At 40.3% G+C, this 17,329-nt stretch carries 15 protein-coding genes and 1 tRNA gene; 10 read left to right on the top strand and 6 right to left on the bottom strand.

The annotated features are described in order from the left end of the window. Window positions 1–26: 26 nt before the first annotated feature. Together V6C17_RS07010 and serC are read right to left on the bottom strand one after the other, a co-directional pair. Window positions 27–530, bottom strand: a complete 504-nt coding sequence (locus V6C17_RS07010) for a flavin reductase family protein (RefSeq protein WP_333521836.1) — start codon at window positions 528–530, stop codon at window positions 27–29. Between the two features lie 146 nt (window positions 531–676). Further along, window positions 677–1,765 (bottom strand): 3-phosphoserine/phosphohydroxythreonine transaminase, encoded by a 1,089-nt coding sequence (serC, locus tag V6C17_RS07005; protein WP_333521835.1) that lies wholly within the window; start codon window positions 1,763–1,765, stop codon window positions 677–679. 516 nt (window positions 1,766–2,281) lie between these two features. Here serC and serA point away from each other — a divergent pair. From serA to V6C17_RS06990, 3 genes are all read left to right on the top strand, one after another. After that, a complete protein-coding gene (serA, locus tag V6C17_RS07000) occupies window positions 2,282–3,865 on the top strand; it encodes a phosphoglycerate dehydrogenase (RefSeq protein WP_333521834.1) in 1,584 nt (527 codons plus the stop codon). Window positions 3,866–3,877: 12 nt separating this feature from the next. Continuing rightward, the gene (locus V6C17_RS06995; protein ID WP_333521833.1) at window positions 3,878–5,131 is read left to right on the top strand and encodes a DUF1015 domain-containing protein; all 1,254 of its coding nucleotides are present in this window, start codon (window positions 3,878–3,880) and stop codon (window positions 5,129–5,131) included. Window positions 5,132–5,326: 195 nt separating this feature from the next. Further along, entirely contained in the window at window positions 5,327–6,334 is a 1,008-nt protein-coding gene (locus V6C17_RS06990) for an aldo/keto reductase (RefSeq protein WP_333521832.1), read from the top strand. Here the strand turns inward: V6C17_RS06990 and V6C17_RS06985 are convergent. Continuing rightward, complete coding sequence (locus V6C17_RS06985; RefSeq protein ID WP_333521831.1) at window positions 6,294–6,608, bottom strand: hypothetical protein; 315 nt, start codon at window positions 6,606–6,608, stop codon at window positions 6,294–6,296. The genes V6C17_RS06990 and V6C17_RS06985 overlap by 41 nt on opposite strands. A 55-nt stretch (window positions 6,609–6,663) precedes the next feature. Here V6C17_RS06985 and V6C17_RS06980 point away from each other — a divergent pair, with 55 nt between their 5' ends. After that, window positions 6,664–7,536: an NAD(P)/FAD-dependent oxidoreductase gene (locus V6C17_RS06980; RefSeq protein WP_333521830.1), complete on the top strand. Its 873-nt coding sequence runs from the start codon at window positions 6,664–6,666 to the stop codon at window positions 7,534–7,536. Here the strand turns inward: V6C17_RS06980 and V6C17_RS06975 are convergent, their stop codons facing one another. After that, window positions 7,537–8,580 carry a YkvI family membrane protein gene (locus V6C17_RS06975; RefSeq protein WP_333521829.1) on the bottom strand — a complete coding sequence of 348 codons (1,044 nt, stop codon included), beginning with the start codon at window positions 8,578–8,580 and terminating at the stop codon, window positions 7,537–7,539. Window positions 8,581–8,991: 411 nt separating this feature from the next. Here V6C17_RS06975 and V6C17_RS06970 point away from each other — a divergent pair, with 411 nt between their 5' ends. From V6C17_RS06970 to V6C17_RS06960, 3 genes are all read left to right on the top strand, one after another. Beyond that, window positions 8,992–9,969, top strand: coding sequence for an HD domain-containing phosphohydrolase (locus V6C17_RS06970; protein ID WP_333521828.1), 978 nt, complete (start codon window positions 8,992–8,994; stop codon window positions 9,967–9,969). A 335-nt stretch (window positions 9,970–10,304) separates the two neighbouring features. Beyond that, window positions 10,305–11,579 (top strand): serine--tRNA ligase, encoded by a 1,275-nt coding sequence (gene serS, locus V6C17_RS06965; protein WP_333521827.1) that lies wholly within the window; start codon window positions 10,305–10,307, stop codon window positions 11,577–11,579. Window positions 11,580–12,081: 502 nt separating this feature from the next. Then, window positions 12,082–13,464 carry a methyl-accepting chemotaxis protein gene (locus V6C17_RS06960; protein WP_333521826.1) on the top strand — a complete coding sequence of 461 codons (1,383 nt, stop codon included), beginning with the start codon at window positions 12,082–12,084 and terminating at the stop codon, window positions 13,462–13,464. Between the two features lie 110 nt (window positions 13,465–13,574). Here the strand turns inward: V6C17_RS06960 and V6C17_RS06955 are convergent, their stop codons facing one another. Beyond that, complete coding sequence (locus V6C17_RS06955) at window positions 13,575–14,906, bottom strand: ammonium transporter (protein ID WP_333521825.1); 1,332 nt, start codon at window positions 14,904–14,906, stop codon at window positions 13,575–13,577. Between the two features lie 269 nt (window positions 14,907–15,175). Here V6C17_RS06955 and V6C17_RS06950 point away from each other — a divergent pair. Together V6C17_RS06950 and V6C17_RS06945 are read left to right on the top strand one after the other, a co-directional pair. Beyond that, window positions 15,176–15,272, top strand: a tRNA-Sec gene (locus tag V6C17_RS06950). Window positions 15,273–15,356: 84 nt separating this feature from the next. Beyond that, window positions 15,357–15,629 (top strand): hypothetical protein, encoded by a 273-nt coding sequence (locus V6C17_RS06945; RefSeq protein WP_333521824.1) that lies wholly within the window; start codon window positions 15,357–15,359, stop codon window positions 15,627–15,629. Between the two features lie 480 nt (window positions 15,630–16,109). Here the strand turns inward: V6C17_RS06945 and V6C17_RS06940 are convergent, their stop codons facing one another. Then, complete coding sequence (locus V6C17_RS06940) at window positions 16,110–16,721, bottom strand: outer membrane beta-barrel protein (RefSeq protein ID WP_333521823.1); 612 nt, start codon at window positions 16,719–16,721, stop codon at window positions 16,110–16,112. A gap of 387 nt (window positions 16,722–17,108) precedes the next feature. On the opposite strand from V6C17_RS06940, the gene V6C17_RS06935 reads away from it, so the two are divergent. Then, window positions 17,109–17,282, top strand: coding sequence for a hypothetical protein (locus V6C17_RS06935; RefSeq protein WP_333521822.1), 174 nt, complete (start codon window positions 17,109–17,111; stop codon window positions 17,280–17,282). The last annotated feature ends 47 nt before the right edge of the window (window positions 17,283–17,329 follow it).

The following is a 17,329-nucleotide window of genomic DNA, read 5'->3' as shown; positions in this document are numbered from 1 at the left end:
TGATAGGCGCGGGTCATTTTTTTTGGTTATTCTTCGATGTATGTAGCTACTATTTCGCCAAAATACAGAGTGTGGTAGTCACCAGTACTATATTTCTTAGCGTTAATTTCGCTATCTAAGTTTTCGTCAGTCATGGCTTGTTTATAGACGATTTTGCATTCAAAATGTAGACCGCAATTAGCAATTACCGGAGTAGCTAACTTTTGTCCTGCCAATGTTGTCAGACCTGCTGCGGCGAACTTATCCATGTCGCGGCCTGATTTTGTGCCGCATATTGCGAGTGCTTGCTGCATGTCTTTCAGCGGGATGCTGACAGTAAATTCGCCGCTTTTCTCGATTAGATTATAAGTATGGCGCGATGGTCTTACCATTACCATAAATACCGGCTTAGCCCAAATAAAGCCTATCGAACCCCAGGCAATAGTCATAGTATTTACTTCGCCATCTGCTGCTGTTGTTAGAAAGGCCCCTTTACTTAATACTTCAATTGCCTTATCTGCATATTGGTTATAGTTAACTTCTTTTAACAATTTAATAGCCCCCTTGATCATCGGATAAATTTTCCTATTGGTATTATACCCTATTTAAAAAGGGTATGCATCTAATAAACTGGTAAGAACCAAAAACAATACCCCTTGTCCGCAACTAAAGCGAGCAAGGGGTAATTATTGTATTATTAACCGTTTTTCCGTTGGAATTCGAGCATGAAGTCGCGCAGTGCCTGGCAGCCTTCTCTTGGCATAGCATTATAAATTGATGCTCTCAAGCCGCCAACAGAGCGGTGACCTTTTAAGCCGTTAAGCCCAGCCTTTGTAGATTCAGCGGCAAAAGCTTTCTCCAGTTCTTCGTTTGGCAGGCGGAAAGTTACATTCATTAATGAGCGGCTGTCTTTTTCAGCATGGCCTTGATAGTAGCCGCCACTTTGGTCGATTGCGTCATAGATTAATTGAGCTTTTTCGGTGTTGTGTTTTTCCATACCAGCCAGACCGCCGTTAGCCTTAATCCAGCGCAGTACAAGGTTGACCATATATACACCAAAAGAAGGCGGTGTATTATACAGTGAATCGTTCTTAGCATGAGTATCGTAGCGAAGCATTGTAGGAACAGTTTTCGGATTGTTTTCCAGCAAGCTCTTGCGAATAACAACAACCGTTACGCCGGATGGACCAAGGTTCTTCTGCGCTCCTGCGTAGATCAAAGAAAATTTGGATGCATCAAATGGGCGGCAGAGCATGTCTGAAGACATATCAGCCATTAACGGGATATCACCGAATGACGGGAAATCAGCCCATTGTGTGCCAAAGATAGTGTTATTGGATGTAATATGAACATAAGCTGGATTTGAGCTTAGTTTAATTTCATCAAGGCTAGGTATACGCTTATAGTTTTCCTCCGCGGTAGTTGCTGCAACATGAGTTTCGCCAACTAGCTTAGCCTCTTTCAATGCTTTTTCGGACCAAGCTCCGCTAAGAATATAGTCTGCAGTTTGACCAGGTGCAAGGAAATTAAGTGGGATCATCGAAAACTGAAGGCTTGCACCACCCTGGAGAAATAGAACACGATAATCATCGCCGAGGCCTAGCAGTTCTTTCATGTTTGCTTCTGCTTCAGCATTTACTTCCTCGTAGGCTTTGGATCGGTGACTGATTTCGAGTATAGACATCCCTGTATCGTTAAAGTTTAATAATTCTGCTTGAGCGTGTTGTAATACTTCAAGGGGTAGAGTAGCAGGACCTGCGCTGAAATTAAAAATACGCTTTGTCAAGGTGATACCTCCCAGCATGTGTAAAATTTATGACTTGTGTTATATTCTAACCTCTGTTTTAAGAATGCGCAACAGAAAGTTTTCAATGTTTTTTTGTATTTAATGTTACTGATGTTTTTGTCAAAAACACACTTGACTTTTGAACGCGGATTAAATATAATCAAAACTAAGCCAAGTAAATATCCGCCAGTGAATGTGAAAACACTTCATTGGTTTGAACACGAAGATAGGGAAGCGTTTGTTTGAGTTCTTCAGAGAGCCGACGGGTGGTGAGAGTCGGTGAACAGGACAGATCGTTCCGCCCTGGAGTGGCAGATGATGAATTTTGACGGGAGCCGCCCGATACAGCGGTCTAGAGTTGGCCGAAAGGCACAAACTGGGTGGCAACGCGGGATATAAGTCTCGCCCCAAATATGGGGCGGGGCTTTTTTATTTTCCAAAAACAGAAAAAGACGCGTTTAACCTCAAGTAAACGCAGCCAAAATATTAATTATTAATTCAAGGAGAGTGCAAATTATGAAAATTTTAGTATGTGACGGCGTTTCGGAACAAGGTGTTGAGATTCTTAGCAAAGAGTTTGAAGTTGACGTAAGGAAAAAGCTTGCGCCAGAAGAGCTTCTTGCTATTATTCCCGAATATGATGCTTTAGTTGTACGCAGTGAAACAAAAGTAACAAAGGCTGTACTTCAAGTAGCCGAAAAACTCAAGGCAATTGGCCGAGCTGGCGTAGGTGTTGACAATATTGACGTTGAAGCTGCTACGCAAAAAGGTATTATCGTGCTTAATGCCCCAGAAGGCAATACTATTGCCGCAACAGAACACACTGTGGCAATGATGCTTTCACTGGCTCGCAGCATTCCAGATGCTCATGCTTCGATGAAGAACCGCGAATGGAAGCGCAGCAAGTTCATGGGTGTTGAGATGCGTGGCAAAACCCTCGGCGTTATTGGCCTAGGTCGTATCGGCAGCGGCGTTGCGAAAAGAGCAATTGCAATGGAAATGAATATTATCGGTTATGACCCTTATATAAATGCAGACCATGCTAAAAATCTAGGTATTGAGCTCGCGACTGTTGATGAGATTTTTGCCAAAGCTGATTTCATTACTTTCCATATGCCTCTTACGCCGCAAACTAAATACATGGTTAATAAAGAAGCGTTTGGCAAAATGAAAAAGGGCGTTAGAATAGTAAACTGTGCTCGCGGCGGCATTATCGATGAAGCAGCTTTAGCAGAAGCTATCCAAAATGGTATTGTTGCTGGTGCAGCAATTGACGTTTTCGAAAAAGAACCAATTGATCCGGCAAATCCATTGCTTGAATTAGATAATATTGTTTTAACACCGCATTTAGGTGCGTCAACTGCTGAAGCTCAAGTTGGCGTTGCTGTAGACGTTGCTTATGGCATAATAGCTGCTCTTCGTGGCGAACCTGTAACAACTGCAGTAAATATGGCTCCAGTTGCTCCGCATGTGCTTAAACTTATTAAACCTTACTTTAACCTAGCTGAGCGTATGGGCTGCACCGCGGTTAACTTGGCTGATGGTCCTATTACTAGCATTGATGTAGAATACAACGGCGATATTACTGATGTTGATACTAAGATGCTGACAACAGCCGTTCTTAAAGGTATTTTAAATCCAATACTCCAAGAAGCTGTAAACTATGTAAATGCTCCTGGCTTAGCAAAAGCTCGTAACATTAAAGTTAAGGAAGTTAAAAATAAGGAAGCCTTAAGTTTTGCTAATCTAATTACAGTAAGAGTACTTACTGCTAAAGGCCAGCATGTTGTTCAAGGTACACTGTTTGGCGAAGAAGAACGTATAGTAAACATCGATGGACACCGTGTAGATGTTGATCCTCGTGCTCGCATTCTAATCTGCCCACACATCAATCGCCCAGGTGTTATCGGTAAAGTTGGCACAATGATGGGTGAAGCTGGTATAAATATCTCGGGTATGCAAGTTGGAAAAACTGAGGTTTCAGGTACAAACATCATGGTTCTTGCAGTTGATAATGATATACCAGTTGCTATTTTAGAAAAAGTAACAGCAATTGACGGCATATTTGGTGCTAAATTAATCAACTTTAACACTATCTAAGGAGGAAAGTTAATGGCAGTATTAAAACCGTTTCGCGGCTTACGCCCTGTTCAAGAACTAGCCTCTCAAGTGGTTTCACCGCCTTATGATGTGTTAGATTCTGAGGAAGCTCGTAAAATAACCGATAACAATAAATATAGCTTTTTGCGTGTGACTAAATCCGAAGTTGACTTGCCTGAAAATATTGATGTACATTCACCGGTAGTTTATGAAAAGGCTGCTGAGAACCTTCAGAAATTTATCGGTGATAGAATCTTAGTTCAGGATGAAAAACCTTGCTTCTATATATATAAGCAGAAAATGGGTGACCATACACAGGTAGGACTTGTTGCTGCAGCGTCGGTAAATGAGTACCAGAACAATATTATTAAGAAGCATGAGCTAACAAGACCCGATAAGGAGCAAGACAGGGTTGACCATATAACAGCAACCGAAGCCCAAACTGGCGCAGTTTTCTTAACATACAAAGCCGAGCAAACTTTGAATGAACTTATTGAAGAGTGTATGAACCAAGCCCCGGTGTATGATTTCACAACTGAAGATGGAATAAGCCATACACTATACGTTGTAGCCGAGGATAAAAAAATTCAGGTTATAGAAAACGCATTCGCAAAAATTGACTTCCTATATATAGCTGATGGACATCATCGCTCAGCTGCAGCCGGACGTGTTGCCGATCTCTGCCGTGAGAAGAATGCAAACCACACAGGTAACGAAGAGTATAATACCTTTCTTACCGTAATCTTCCCTCATGACATGATGTATATAATGGATTACAATCGTGTTGTAACCGATCTGAATGGCTTATCCCCAAATGAGTTCATTGAGAAAGTGGCAGAGAAGTTTGATATTGCAGAAAGCCCGTCCGGCGCTGTTAAGCCGAATGATCTTCATACATTTGGAATGTATATCGACAATACATGGTATCAGCTGACAGCTAAACCGGGAACTTTTACTGAAGACAATCCTGTAGAGGTGCTTGATGTAAGCATACTGCAAAATAACCTCTTAAATCCGATATTAGCCATCCAAGATCCTCGTACCGACAAACGGATTAACTTTGTTGGAGGAATAAGAGGCATGGCTGAGCTGGAAAGACTGGTAAACAGCAAGAAATATGCTGTTGCCTTCTCGATGTATGCTACCTCGATTGAGCAGCTAATGGATATTGCTGATGCGGGGCAAATCATGCCGCCAAAATCAACTTGGTTTGAACCGAAACTTCGTGATGCAATGGTTGTCCACTTAACCCCTCTAATTAAATAGATAAACGATAAATAGTAGTCAAATTTATTTGACTACTATTTATCGTTTATAGATAGCTATATTTTGCCGTTTATTATTACTTAGCAGGATTTGTATTAAAAGAACAATAAATATATTAATAATTGGAAAACAGTCCATAACGGCAGTTTGGATTAGTTAACACTATTTGATTAATACTAGATACAGGAGGATTATATGGAAAAAAGACGATTAGGCAGAACTGGACTTGATGTTACAGTAATTAGCTTTGGGGCTTTGCCAATACAGCGCCATACAATGGAGGATGCTGGCCCTGTGCTTAACGCAGCTTTAGATGCCGGGATCAACTTTATTGATACTGCTCGCGCTTATTCAGACAGCGAAGAAAAGATCGGTCAGCATATCTCCTCAAGAAGATCAGAGTATTATCTTGCAACAAAGAGTATGTCTAGAGATAAGAGCTCGATGGCTAAAGACATTGAGACAAGCTTGACTAATATGAGAACCGATTATATTGATATATACCAAATTCATAATATTAAGGAAAGAAAAGATTTTGAAGCAGTTATGGCACCAGGCGGTGCGCTCGAAGCACTCAAAGAGGCTCAAGCTGCCGGAAAAATTGGTCATATCGGCGTCACAGGCCATTCCTTGCCACTATTAATTGAGGCTGTAAAGACTAATGAATTCAGTACCGTCCAAGTGCCTTTTAATTTTATCGAAACAGGTGCGCTAGATGAGTTGTTTCCATTAGCTGAGTCGCTTGACGTTGGACGGATAGTAATGAAGCCATTAGGCGGCGGACAAGTTCGCAGTATCGATTTGGCATTGAGGTTTCTGCTAGAACATAATATTACGGTGGCAATACCGGGTATGGACAAGGTAGAACATATTGCACAGAATATAGCGCCAGCTAAGAAGTTCCACCCGCTTACCATTGAAGAAAAGAATATTCTTAAAGATGAAGCCCAGCAGATTGGTCCCAATTTCTGCCGACGCTGCGGTTATTGTATGCCATGTGCGGCAGAAATTGACATTCCCCAGATGTTTATTTTCCACTTACAATATGCATTCTATGGTTTAAAGGAGGCTATCCCTAAACGTTATGCGGCGATGAAGGCTAAAGCGTCCGCGTGTATTGATTGTGGAGTCTGTGAGACACGATGTCCTTATGATTTGCCAATCAGGGATCGGTTGAAGCAGGTGGCTCAGGATTTGGGTTAGTTTTTTGTAGTTCTACTGGGGCAGTTTCAAGCCTTAATTTTAGACCGCCGAAAACCGGAGCAACTGCGTTAAAGACAAAAGTAAAAATAAGACCAGCAATACCTGACATTAAACCTGCAACGAACCCAAAAAAAGTTCCACCAAGTATACCAATTGCATCTTTTTCAAGTATTCCAATCGCAATTCCGCCTAGACCACCGGTACATATTCCGCCTGCAAAAAGCATAACAAAAATGGGCAGATAAGACAGGCGTGTGATGGTGTAATTATACATAACCTTCACTCCTCTGTTTATATAACCTTCGAAAAATTGTCCAAGGAGGAAAAACATGGCTGAGACTATTTATGACATCGCCGTAATCGGCGGCGGCCCAGCTGGCTTATCAGCTGCCTTGACAGGGAGAATTCGTAATAAGAGCATAGCATTGTTCGAGCATATGGATTTTAGCCTAAAGCTGCAAAAAGCACATTTAGTAGATAACTATCTCGGTTTACCGCAAATTACAGGAAAGGGCTTAATGCAGCAGATGTCTGCGCATTGTTTAGCCCATAGCCCTGATTTAATTAAAGAAAAAGTAGTTAATATTTTCCCAGGTGACGATAGCTTCACAATTGCCACGCCAAAGAACATATATAATGCTAAAACAGTAATAATAGCCACTGGTGTTGTTGCGACAGCATTGTTCAAAGGTGAAAAGGAAATGCTGGGTCGCGGAGTCAGCTATTGTGCAACCTGTGATGGTATGTTTTATAAAGACAAGGATGTAGCTGTAATATCCTATAGCACTGAAGGTGAGCATGAAGCAAACTACCTAGACGAGATTTGTCGTAATGTTTATTATTTGCCTCAGTATAAAAGCGAACTTTCTGGTATGCGTTCAGGTATAGAAATAATCAATACAAAGCCGCGCAGCATAGAAGGAGACAGCCAAGTTGAAAAACTAGTAACGGAGCATAGTGACATTAAAGTTCATGGAGTATTTATAATAAGACAGTCCGATCCGGTGGAAAATGTTCTGCCTGGTTTAGAACTAGATGGCGAGGTAATTAAAGTTAATCGGGATATGTCGACAAGTATCCCGGGCGTTTTTGCAGCAGGTGATTGTATAGGCAAGCCGTGGCAGATAGCCAAGGCAACAGGCGAGGGATTGGTGGCTGTTTTAAGTGCCATTAGTTATCTTGAGAAGAAAGCAAACAAATAGCTATTTTTTCACTACGAGCTTGACTAAAAACCAAAGAGTTGCGTACCCGAATATCGGGAATAGAATATTAATAAGAGTTGCAAAGCCGATATAGCTAAAGGCAATACTTAAAGTAATGACGATAAATACACTCAAAGAAAACTTTAAACCTGTTGCAGAGGCTAATTTGGTAGCACAACCATAAAGACTAGCTAATGCTGTTGTAAACATTGCAATTATGAATATTGCAGTATATATGTTGCCATTTATGCAGTGTTGGATGCTGGAAATGTAGAGCATGGGAATTTCTTGATTCATAATGTTTGGATAATGCAGCATAACAGCGACCGATACCAAACAGGCAAGTGTTGCTAAAATTGCCCCACCAATGATACTTCCCATTTGGCGGGAATACTTAGCAGGTGTTGCGGCTCCTAGTGGTGCCAATACAGTTGTAGCCATGACGAGGTTATACGACACATACAATAGGCTTGAGAGAATCCAATGTGGTGTAGGATAAGCAGCACTGCTGGCTGGGATGTTTAAAAAATCTGTTTGAAAATCGTGGTAAGCCAGGGAATAGGCACTTATCCCGATAATGGCTGCCGCTAAGATCGGGGTTGCAATCATATTAGCTGTGGTAATGCCGGATACGCCGCGCAGGACTATTAATGTTACGACTACAGCTAAGGCCGTAATACCGGCTGTAAAGGGTAGCTCGAAATTATCTCTAAAGACTGTACCGGCGCCAGCTAGCATAATAGTAAGAACACTAAACAAAAAAGCAACTATTATACCATCTAGAAACATAGCAACTTTTTTTCCGCACAAATGATAGAGTAACTGATGGTAGCTGGTTGCGCGAAGACGATAGCCAAGTTCGAGAATGAGGCTTCCCAGCCAAGCAAAAAGCCCGCCGGCTAAGGCTATACCTACAAGCCCGATACCGCCGTACACCACGAAAAATTGCAAAAGTTCCTGGCCCGATGCAAAACCAGCACCGATGATAGTACCTGCAAAAGTTGCTGCCACTCTTGTAGTACTTAGAGCGGAATGGCCGTGCATGAAATCACTCCCCCAAATTATACTCTAATCAAATGTATGTTGAAGCAACAATAAATCTTACATTAATTTTATTGGGTGTATTAAATTGGGCTTTTAGAAAATAGATAAATCCTCTTAATTAACAAAAGAGTTGATTAAGAGGATTTTCTTTTGCAAAGTAGAATATATCTGTAAACTAGAAAATTTAAGCAATTTTACTGGCAAATCTAATAAAACCCGGAAGGAAATTTGTTGGATAATAGCGAATTTTGTAAAAAAGACTTTTAATCAATAACTTCAGTGTAAACTTTATGCATGTAGTGGCGCGAAAAAGGCATCTACTGTAAAAGGAATATGCAGCCAGGAAACAATGCTGGCATTAAAATTGGCTGGAGTCAATATTTTCCCATTTGCAGAAAGGAGGCCAGCCGTATGGAACAAAATATATTAGCTCGTATTGCTGCAGTTATTCAGTCTAGCTCTGTGCAGGGCTGGCTAGTTGTTGACCGCGATTTTAAGGTAGTTCATGCCAATGAGGCATATTGCCAGTTGTGGAAGACGAAGAGTGAAGAGGTTATTGGTAAACATATACTGAAGCTGTTTTTTAAGGGTCAAAAAAAGGATAATCGCGGGAACTATTTGGGACCGCTTATTGAAACAATTGATACAGGCCGAGAAATAGCTTTGATGGAAGTATGTGTAACAAGCCAATATAATGATGCTAATATCTGGTGTTTAGCAAATACATATTTATTACGCGATAGTGAAGGCCGCATCGAATATGCTGTAGGTACATATCTACCGATAGATAAATTTAAAGTTATCGAAAGACGCTTAGATAATATCAACCTTGATATTATAAAAGCCTTCTGCAAGGCTATAGGCGTTCGTGATGCTTATACGAAACAGCATAGTGAATGTGTGGCTTATTTAATGGTTGAATTAGCCGAGTATTTAAATTTATCACCAGACGAAGTGACAAAGGCATATCTAGCGGGAATAGTTCATGATGTTGGAAAAATCGGTGTACCTGAGAGAATTCTAGGAAAACCGGGCCGTCTTTCTGATGAGGAATTTAAGATAATCAAATGTCACCCCGTTAAGGGATCTGAAATTATAGCGGAAATAGATGGATTAGGTGCCATCACCAGTATAGTTCGCCATCACCATGAGCGATATGACGGGCGTGGTTACCCGGAAGGGCTTGCAGGCGAGAATATTCCATTTTTAAGCCGGATGTTATGTATATGTGATGCTTTTGATGCAATGACTAGTCAAAGATGTTACCGAGATCCTTATACAACTGAGCAGGCTCTGGAGGAAATTAAACGATGCGCCGGGTTGCAGTTTGATCCAATTATTAGTGAGCAATTTATTACCTGTATGAAGAAACAACTTCAGCGCAACTAGCACCAAGCTGGTTTCAATTGATTTAAATATGCGGTATCTGTTTTGAGATAGTAATAAAATTAGACAACAGGGAACATTATCTTTTGATTGCGAAAATAAAAACTCCTTCTTCTGGAAGGAGTTTTCTGTACCTAACTAACATTCGGGGTATTAAGCAATGGCAACTCTCCAATGTTTGACAGTAGTTTATCTACTATATATAATTAAATAGAAGAAGTATACGATTTCCTTAATAGTTAATAATAGTAAGGAGATCGCTAATACGTAATAATTATAAACTATACATATATCCCCGCTTTGAAATAAAGGCGGTAGTTTTTTTGGGGGTTAGGATTATGCTTGATATTAGATTTGTTCGGGACAACCCGGAAAAGGTACAACAAGCTTTAGAAAACCGTGGTAATGCAATGAGTTTAGAGGACTTTCTTGCTTTAGAGAAAGAGCGTCGCGAACTGCTAGGCGAAGTGGAAAACCTAAAGAACAAGCGTAATACGGTTTCCCAACAAATAAGTTTGATGAGAAGAAATAAGGAAAATGCTGATGACTTAGTTGCTGAAATGCGTGCTGTAGGAGATCGCATCAGTGAGCTTGATGGTAGAGTCAAAGAAGTTGAAGCCGGTATTAACGAAATTATTTTAAATATACCTAATGTACCGCATGAGTCCGTGCCTATTGGTCGTGATGAGAACGATAATAAGGAAATTCGCCGCTGGGGTGAGCCACGCCAATTTGCGAAAGAGCCGCTTGCACACTGGGAAATTGGTGAGAAGCTTGGGATTTTGGATTTTGAGCGAGGCGGGAAGGTTACGGGAACTCGTTTTACGTTTTATCGAGGTCTCGGTGCTCGATTAGAACGAGCACTAATTAACTTCATGCTTGACTTACATACACGTGAGCATGGCTATACAGAATACTTCCCTCCATTTATCGCCAACAAAGAAAGTATGACGGGAACTGGTCAGCTGCCCAAATTCGGGGAGGATATGTTTAAGCTTGAGGGGTTAGACTATTATTTAATTCCTACAGCTGAAGTACCAATTACTAATCTTCATCGGAGCGAAATACTTGATGGCAAAGAGTTGCCGTACTATTACGCAGCCTATAGCGCTTGTTTCAGGGCTGAGGCTGGAGCTGCTGGTCGCGATACCCGCGGATTAATACGCCAGCATCAGTTTAACAAAGTAGAATTAGTTAAGTTCTCGCTTCCAGAAGAATCCTACAATGAACTTGAAAAGCTTACAAATAATGCAGAAAAAGTGTTGCAGCTGTTAGGATTGCCTTATAGAGTCATTCTTCTTTGTTCAGGTGATATGGGCTTTTCATCTGCCAAAACTTATGATATTGAGGTTTGGCTGCCAAGCTTTAATAAATACCGGGAGATTTCCTCCTGTTCTAACTTTGAGGATTTCCAAGCCCGCCGTGCCGATATCAAATTCCGTCGTGAATTAAAGGCGAAGCCGGAGTTTGCACATACACTAAATGGCTCAGGTTTAGCTGTTGGACGTACAGTATCAGCGATATTGGAGAACTATCAGCAAGAAGACGGGTCAGTTGTCATACCTGAGGTATTGCGCCCATATATGGGTGTAGATCTTATAACCAAAGCATAACATTCTAATCAGAATTGCATAGTAATATATTTTATAAGACGGAAAATCTCTACCTTGTGGTAGAGATTTTTTTGTTGGCTTCACAATATATTTAAATATATAGCAAGTGCTGTGCGAAGGAGTAGGGATATTTTGAAATATAATCTTGCTTTACTAAATTCTCAATACTTGTCGGTCTGCCGGGAAATACAGCTGTGGTGCATATAGGTGAGGAATTTCTGCCAGTTGAGTAGTCGGCTGCTTGGTTAGGTACTGCCCTGATTTTTATATGCATGAAAAAATGGTACATAAGAAGGCCTGTTAATCAGTTTATAGAGCTGATTGCGATGCCAAAGAAGTAAACATTATGGAAAATTATGTTGACGGAAATATAGTTGATTGGTATTATTGATAATAACTATCACTAGTAGTTAGTTGTATTTACAATTACCGCTGCATAAGCTACTAGCTAGACTGCAAGTATTTTTGACAAACTAAGCACTTCATTTACAAGGAGGTTATTATGTTTAAAAGTTTATTTGGTAAGGCTGAGATGCCAGAAAATCGGCATGAAGTCAATTTGGATAGAGTAACTGGAGTATTAGAGGAGCTTTTGTCAGGTAACTTTGCGGCGCGTGTCGACATTAGCAGTGATGACCCACTGTATCCTGTAGCTGATCGGATAAATAAACTCGCCGCATTCTATAGCCAAATTATAATTGATTTTTCATTAAATATGACCAATTTGGTATCGTTATCAATGCAGCAAGGCAGCGCTTTAAATACCTTGGCGCAGCAGTTTGAAGAGCAATCCAGCGGGATTCAACAGATCTCGGCAGCAAATGAAGAGCTTGCCGCTAACTTGACTGAACTTGTGGATTCTACAAGCAATACAGCCGCAAGGACAGCAGGTGGAAGGCAGTCAGCTAATTTTGCACTAGGACAAGTATTAGCAGCCTCTGAGCAGACCACTTATGCGCAAGAACACTTGGGGAATCTGCAAAATAGTGTAGCGGAGTTAAACCAATCAACCTCCCATATAGATGGTCTTATAAACGTTGTTAGAAATGTAGCTGACCAAACTAATTTGCTTGCACTGAACGCAGCTATTGAGGCAGCACGAGCCGGTGAGCATGGACGTGGGTTTGGTGTTGTAGCAGAAGAGGTACGCAAGTTAGCTGATCAATCTCGTCAGTCAGTAGATCAGATTACCGATCAGGTTAAATTAATTAAAAAGCGAGTTGAAACTATAGGAATCGGTGTAAAGGGAATGGCAGGCGCGATTGCTGGTAACGTTAGCGCCGTTAGCGAGGTAGACAACAGTGTGAATCAAATAAATACAGCCTTTTGTGATATAGATAGTGCAATGAAAAAACTAGCTCCAATAATTGAAAGTCAGTCAGCAGCTTTCGAAGAAACAAGTGCGAGCCTAGATGGAGCGGCGGCAGGTTTGGCAAAGATGAATAGTCTTGTTCAGAATTGCAATGGCGATTTATTTGAACTAATTAATAAAGCAGAAGCTATTCGTGGGCAGGTTAGCAATTTAAAAGTATCGTTTGCCCCAAAAGATATAATTGAATTAGCCAAAACTGACCATTTGCTTTGGAAATCAAGGGTCGATTATATGCTTAAAGGGTTTGTAAATTTAGAGGAATCCAAGGTCAAAAATCACCATATATGTCGTTTAGGTAAGTGGTACTTTGGCCCTGGTCAAGCTGCATACGGAAATATAGATACTTTCAAGGAATTAGACAATTATCATGAAGAATTTCATCATCGATGCGCTGATGCTATAAGCTTATATAAGCAAGGCGATATTCTAGGAGCCCAAAGAATGGTCGTAGATATTAAAAATTTATCGGATAAAGTCATAAGGATGCTTGATCAAATTAAACAACTTGCGTAGAATGTGAACAGACATAGAATATAGTTAGACAGATAAAATCACGGTAGTGTGGTGCCTATAAAAGGCACTACACTACCGTGTTCTTTGGATTTAGGGGATTTGAGGGGGCTTTACTGCAGATTACTATTTAAGTGATATCTATCATTTAATGAGTTTTCTAATGAGTTTTCCCAAGCTAACGGACGTTCATTAATTACTGGAAGGGCAGTACCAATGGTTAAATCATAGGCTTCCTGCCCATGCTCACTAATGTCTAATCCACCGCTTTCATCTGTACTTTCAACTCTTATAGCCATAAATGCACTCATTACTTTAATGATTGCGAAAGTAGCGATACCACTGAATGCGGCGGCTGCTATTACGCCGACTAATTGTGGCAGCATCAAAGCTGAGTTGCCATAAAATAATCCATCGGCTCCGGCACTATTTACTGAGGTAGTGGCAAAAAGACCAGTTGCAACAGCACCCCAGATACCGCCAATACCGTGAATACCAAAGGCATCTAAAGAATCGTCATAGCCTAATCGTACTTTGAGTATTGCAACGGAAGCATAACAGATAAAGCCTGAGATTAGACCAATTGCAATAGATGACATGGATGTAACAAATCCTGCAGCAGGAGTTATAGCAACTAAACCTGCAATCGCGCCGCTTATTAATCCGAGTAAGGATGGTTTACCAGTATGAATATACTCGGCAGCTAACCAAGCACCAGCACCTGCTGCTGCAGATAAATGTGTAACTAAAAATGCACTGGCTGCTAAGGAATTTGCAGCTAATGCACTACCGCTATTAAAACCGAACCAGCCAAACCACAGCATTGCCGCACCAAGTACAGCCATTGGCAAATGATGAGGACGAGCTTGTTTTTTACGCTTACCTAGCATAATACAGGCCACAAGACCAGCAACACCAGAACTAATATGGACAACAGTACCACCAGCGAAATCTAGCGCTCCCATCTCACGTAACCAGCCGCCGACGCCCCACACCCAGTGAGCAAGTGGATTATATACTAACGTGCTCCAAAGAAGTGTAAATACGACAAAGGCAGGAAAACGCATACGTTCGACAATAGAGCCGGAAATTAGTGCTGGAGTTATAACCGCAAACATCATTTGGAAAACTAGGAAGGCCATGTGGGGAATTGTAGGGGCATATTTATCATTAATATCAAATCCTACACCATTCAAACCTAACATGCTTAAATCGCCAATCAATCCACCTCGGTCTGTTCCGAAGGCTAAACTATAGCCAAACAAAGCCCATTCTATCGAAACCACTGCCAATACAACAAGTACTTGCGTTAAAGTATTAAGTACATTCTTTTGACCTACCATACCTGCGTAGAAGAATGCTACTCCAGGAATCATGAACATTACAAGTGCTGCAGACATTAGTACAAACGTTGTATCACCCGCATTAATAGCTAGTTGTTCCATTGTGAAACCTCCTCTTGAATTAAAGTATAAGAAAACAGAAAAAGCCATCGCAAAAATTGCGATGGCTTCATTGCCAATAATCATTATGTTGTTCTGATGGAACTTAGTATAGCAGTAGAGAAAAGGACTGTCAATAACAAAATGATATCTCAAGGGTGGAAAAATTATCATCATGTATTTCCAGGGAAATATTATTTGTATTTAACAGTAAAGTTATCCTGAGGGAATATTTCTATTTAATTTGATACATGCTAATATAGAGTATATATGGGGGCGGATGGGGCCTGGTGGCTTCTGCGGTCTTCAAAACCGTTTGCGTGGCACTAACCTGTCATGGGTGGGTTCGATTCCTACACGCTCCCGCCATAGAGAATTTAAGGCTTCTCGGTCATTGCGACTGAGAGGCCTCTTTGTTTGTGCTGACTATAGAAAAATTTATTGTGGGGCAGCGTGGGTCAGGAAATATTCATGACATCAGGATTGGGAAGCATAGCCGATAAAGCAAGACCACAGGTAGCATCAGTTCTATATGGTATTATTACTCTGGCTATCATCGGTGTTGTTGGCTTGATGGGAAATCTAATCACTAGTTTTTCTGACAATGTAAAAATGGCTAAGATTTTAAACCGAGTTACCTTAATATCAGCTTACGGCATATTTCTTGGCATGGGTATTATGTTTATTGTAAACATAGTAGATGAGCTCTATAAGTTATATAGTTAGTGGTCGGTTAGGTATACCGTAGTGTGTAGCGACGTGTATAGCGTCACGGTACAAAAATGCCATGATCACAGTAATTTTAGACCGATTTCATCTGTATGACAGGGGTGCGGTAAGTATTTAAAATTTGAGGAGGAATTTATCAGGAAATAATTCATAAGTTGGTTGACGAATTTGCAACAGTATGTAAAAAGAAAGGAATCCTATTCTTGGCGGCATTGGTAAAGATAAAATTTCGATTTATGAAATGCACCAGAGCGGATTAAGAAGGTGAGGACGATATTGGTTAGTGTGGTATTGAAGGAGCGGAGGCGGTTGGAGATTGGGGCGTAAAGATAAAGGAGGGTTATGCATATGACAGATAAAGATTTGTTGCTACACCTTTCTTTTCTATAGGGGGTTTTACAGCTCAAATGTTTCCAACGTGTATGTAATAAAAAATGGTGTGAGACTAGTAATCTCACACCATTCGGATGACTTTTATTAGAATTTGTAGTTAAGACCTATTCCAACACCTTTTAATTCTAACCCATCAAAATCTTTGTTTTTGTAGTTTACGTCAATAGAAGTTTGCTCATCAACTTTATATGTAGCGCCAAGACGCCACTCGGTCTCATCACTTGTTTTTAATAAAGTTGTGTAACCGTCCAATTTATCAGCAAGTTTAGTATCGAAACTTACTCCGTATAGTACTTTATTTGTATCATATGAGCCAACTGTAGCTCCGTTAAGGCTTAAAGATTGGTCATAATTACGGGTTCCCAATACTAGTCGGATTCCTTTTTCAACTTTATACTGCACATAAAAATCTGTTTCTTTGTCTTCAAGCTTTAAAGCATCGCCACCAAGTGTTTTAGTAATATCGCCACCATTATATTCCAAACCAATTATAACATTCTTATTAACTGCATGCTCCACATAGAAACCATTAGCGCCAGCTGAGTCGATTTTCGTTCCATCAATAGTAAAATCTAAATTGGAGTAATTATAACCTACACTTGTTTGACCAGCTTCTAAGTTAGTAACAGGAGCGGCGAAACCTACGCTAGACACGAGCATTGCTCCAATAATGCTTGCTAAGACTTTTTTCTTCATCGTGTATACCCCCATAAAATGTATTTATGAATATTTTCTATATTTTACCATAAAATACATTATTATGTAAAAGTTTAATTTTGGTAATATTTTACCATATTTTTCATTTTTAGGACTTTATACCCACTTTAACTGTGCAATTCGGTGATTATTATCGCTCAGGCTCATAACGAAAAACAATCAAAGACTCCCGGCTTATTTGCTGGGAGTTTTATAATTGTTGGGTCTTACATTAGTGCACCTCCAAACATTAATCAATGTCTAACATTTGGGGTGCACTTCAAAAGGCTCTTTTCCTTTTATCCAACTAACTCTTCGGGCTTTTTCGTTGGTAAAATTATAGAGAGCGGGACATATTAAATATAAGACTAACGAAGGAGGTACATTATGACTAAAGATAATATTGGTGAATGGACAGAGGTCAATAAATTAAGCTCAAAGCTATCTGATGAAGAGCGCCAAAAATTATACCAAGAATTAAAAAGATCCGGTTCAGTTGAGCTTCCTGCTGAATATGTTAATACTCATCTTGAGCATGGTTTTGAAACTGAAGACGACTGAAGATGAAGAAAATTTATTTGCAAAGAATATTATGATTTTAAAGAATA

This window comes from Dendrosporobacter sp. 1207_IL3150 (assembly GCF_036763085.1).
GTDB lineage: Bacteria > Bacillota > Negativicutes > DSM-1736 > Dendrosporobacteraceae > JBAIYU01.
Note: the sequence above shows the minus strand (reverse complement) of the source record. Positions and strands in the feature narration are given on the sequence as shown.

What these genes read in the sequence shown, in the direction of transcription:
- serA (WP_333521834.1), top strand. Translation starts at nt 2,282, where the DNA reads ATGAAAATTTTAGTATGTGACGGCGTTTCGGAACAAGGTGTTGAGATT.
- V6C17_RS06970 (WP_333521828.1), top strand. Translation starts at nt 8,992, where the DNA reads ATGGAACAAAATATATTAGCTCGTATTGCTGCAGTTATTCAGTCTAGC.
- V6C17_RS06980 (WP_333521830.1), top strand. Translation starts at nt 6,664, where the DNA reads ATGGCTGAGACTATTTATGACATCGCCGTAATCGGCGGCGGCCCAGCT.
- V6C17_RS06960 (WP_333521826.1), top strand. Translation starts at nt 12,082, where the DNA reads ATGTTTAAAAGTTTATTTGGTAAGGCTGAGATGCCAGAAAATCGGCAT.
- V6C17_RS06990 (WP_333521832.1), top strand. Translation starts at nt 5,327, where the DNA reads ATGGAAAAAAGACGATTAGGCAGAACTGGACTTGATGTTACAGTAATT.
- V6C17_RS06975 (WP_333521829.1), bottom strand. Translation starts at nt 8,580, where the DNA reads ATGCACGGCCATTCCGCTCTAAGTACTACAAGAGTGGCAGCAACTTTT.
- V6C17_RS06955 (WP_333521825.1), bottom strand. Translation starts at nt 14,906, where the DNA reads ATGGAACAACTAGCTATTAATGCGGGTGATACAACGTTTGTACTAATG.
- serS (WP_333521827.1), top strand. Translation starts at nt 10,305, where the DNA reads ATGCTTGATATTAGATTTGTTCGGGACAACCCGGAAAAGGTACAACAA.
- V6C17_RS06940 (WP_333521823.1), bottom strand. Translation starts at nt 16,721, where the DNA reads ATGAAGAAAAAAGTCTTAGCAAGCATTATTGGAGCAATGCTCGTGTCT.
- V6C17_RS06935 (WP_333521822.1), top strand. Translation starts at nt 17,109, where the DNA reads ATGACTAAAGATAATATTGGTGAATGGACAGAGGTCAATAAATTAAGC.
- V6C17_RS06995 (WP_333521833.1), top strand. Translation starts at nt 3,878, where the DNA reads ATGGCAGTATTAAAACCGTTTCGCGGCTTACGCCCTGTTCAAGAACTA.
- V6C17_RS06985 (WP_333521831.1), bottom strand. Translation starts at nt 6,608, where the DNA reads ATGTATAATTACACCATCACACGCCTGTCTTATCTGCCCATTTTTGTT.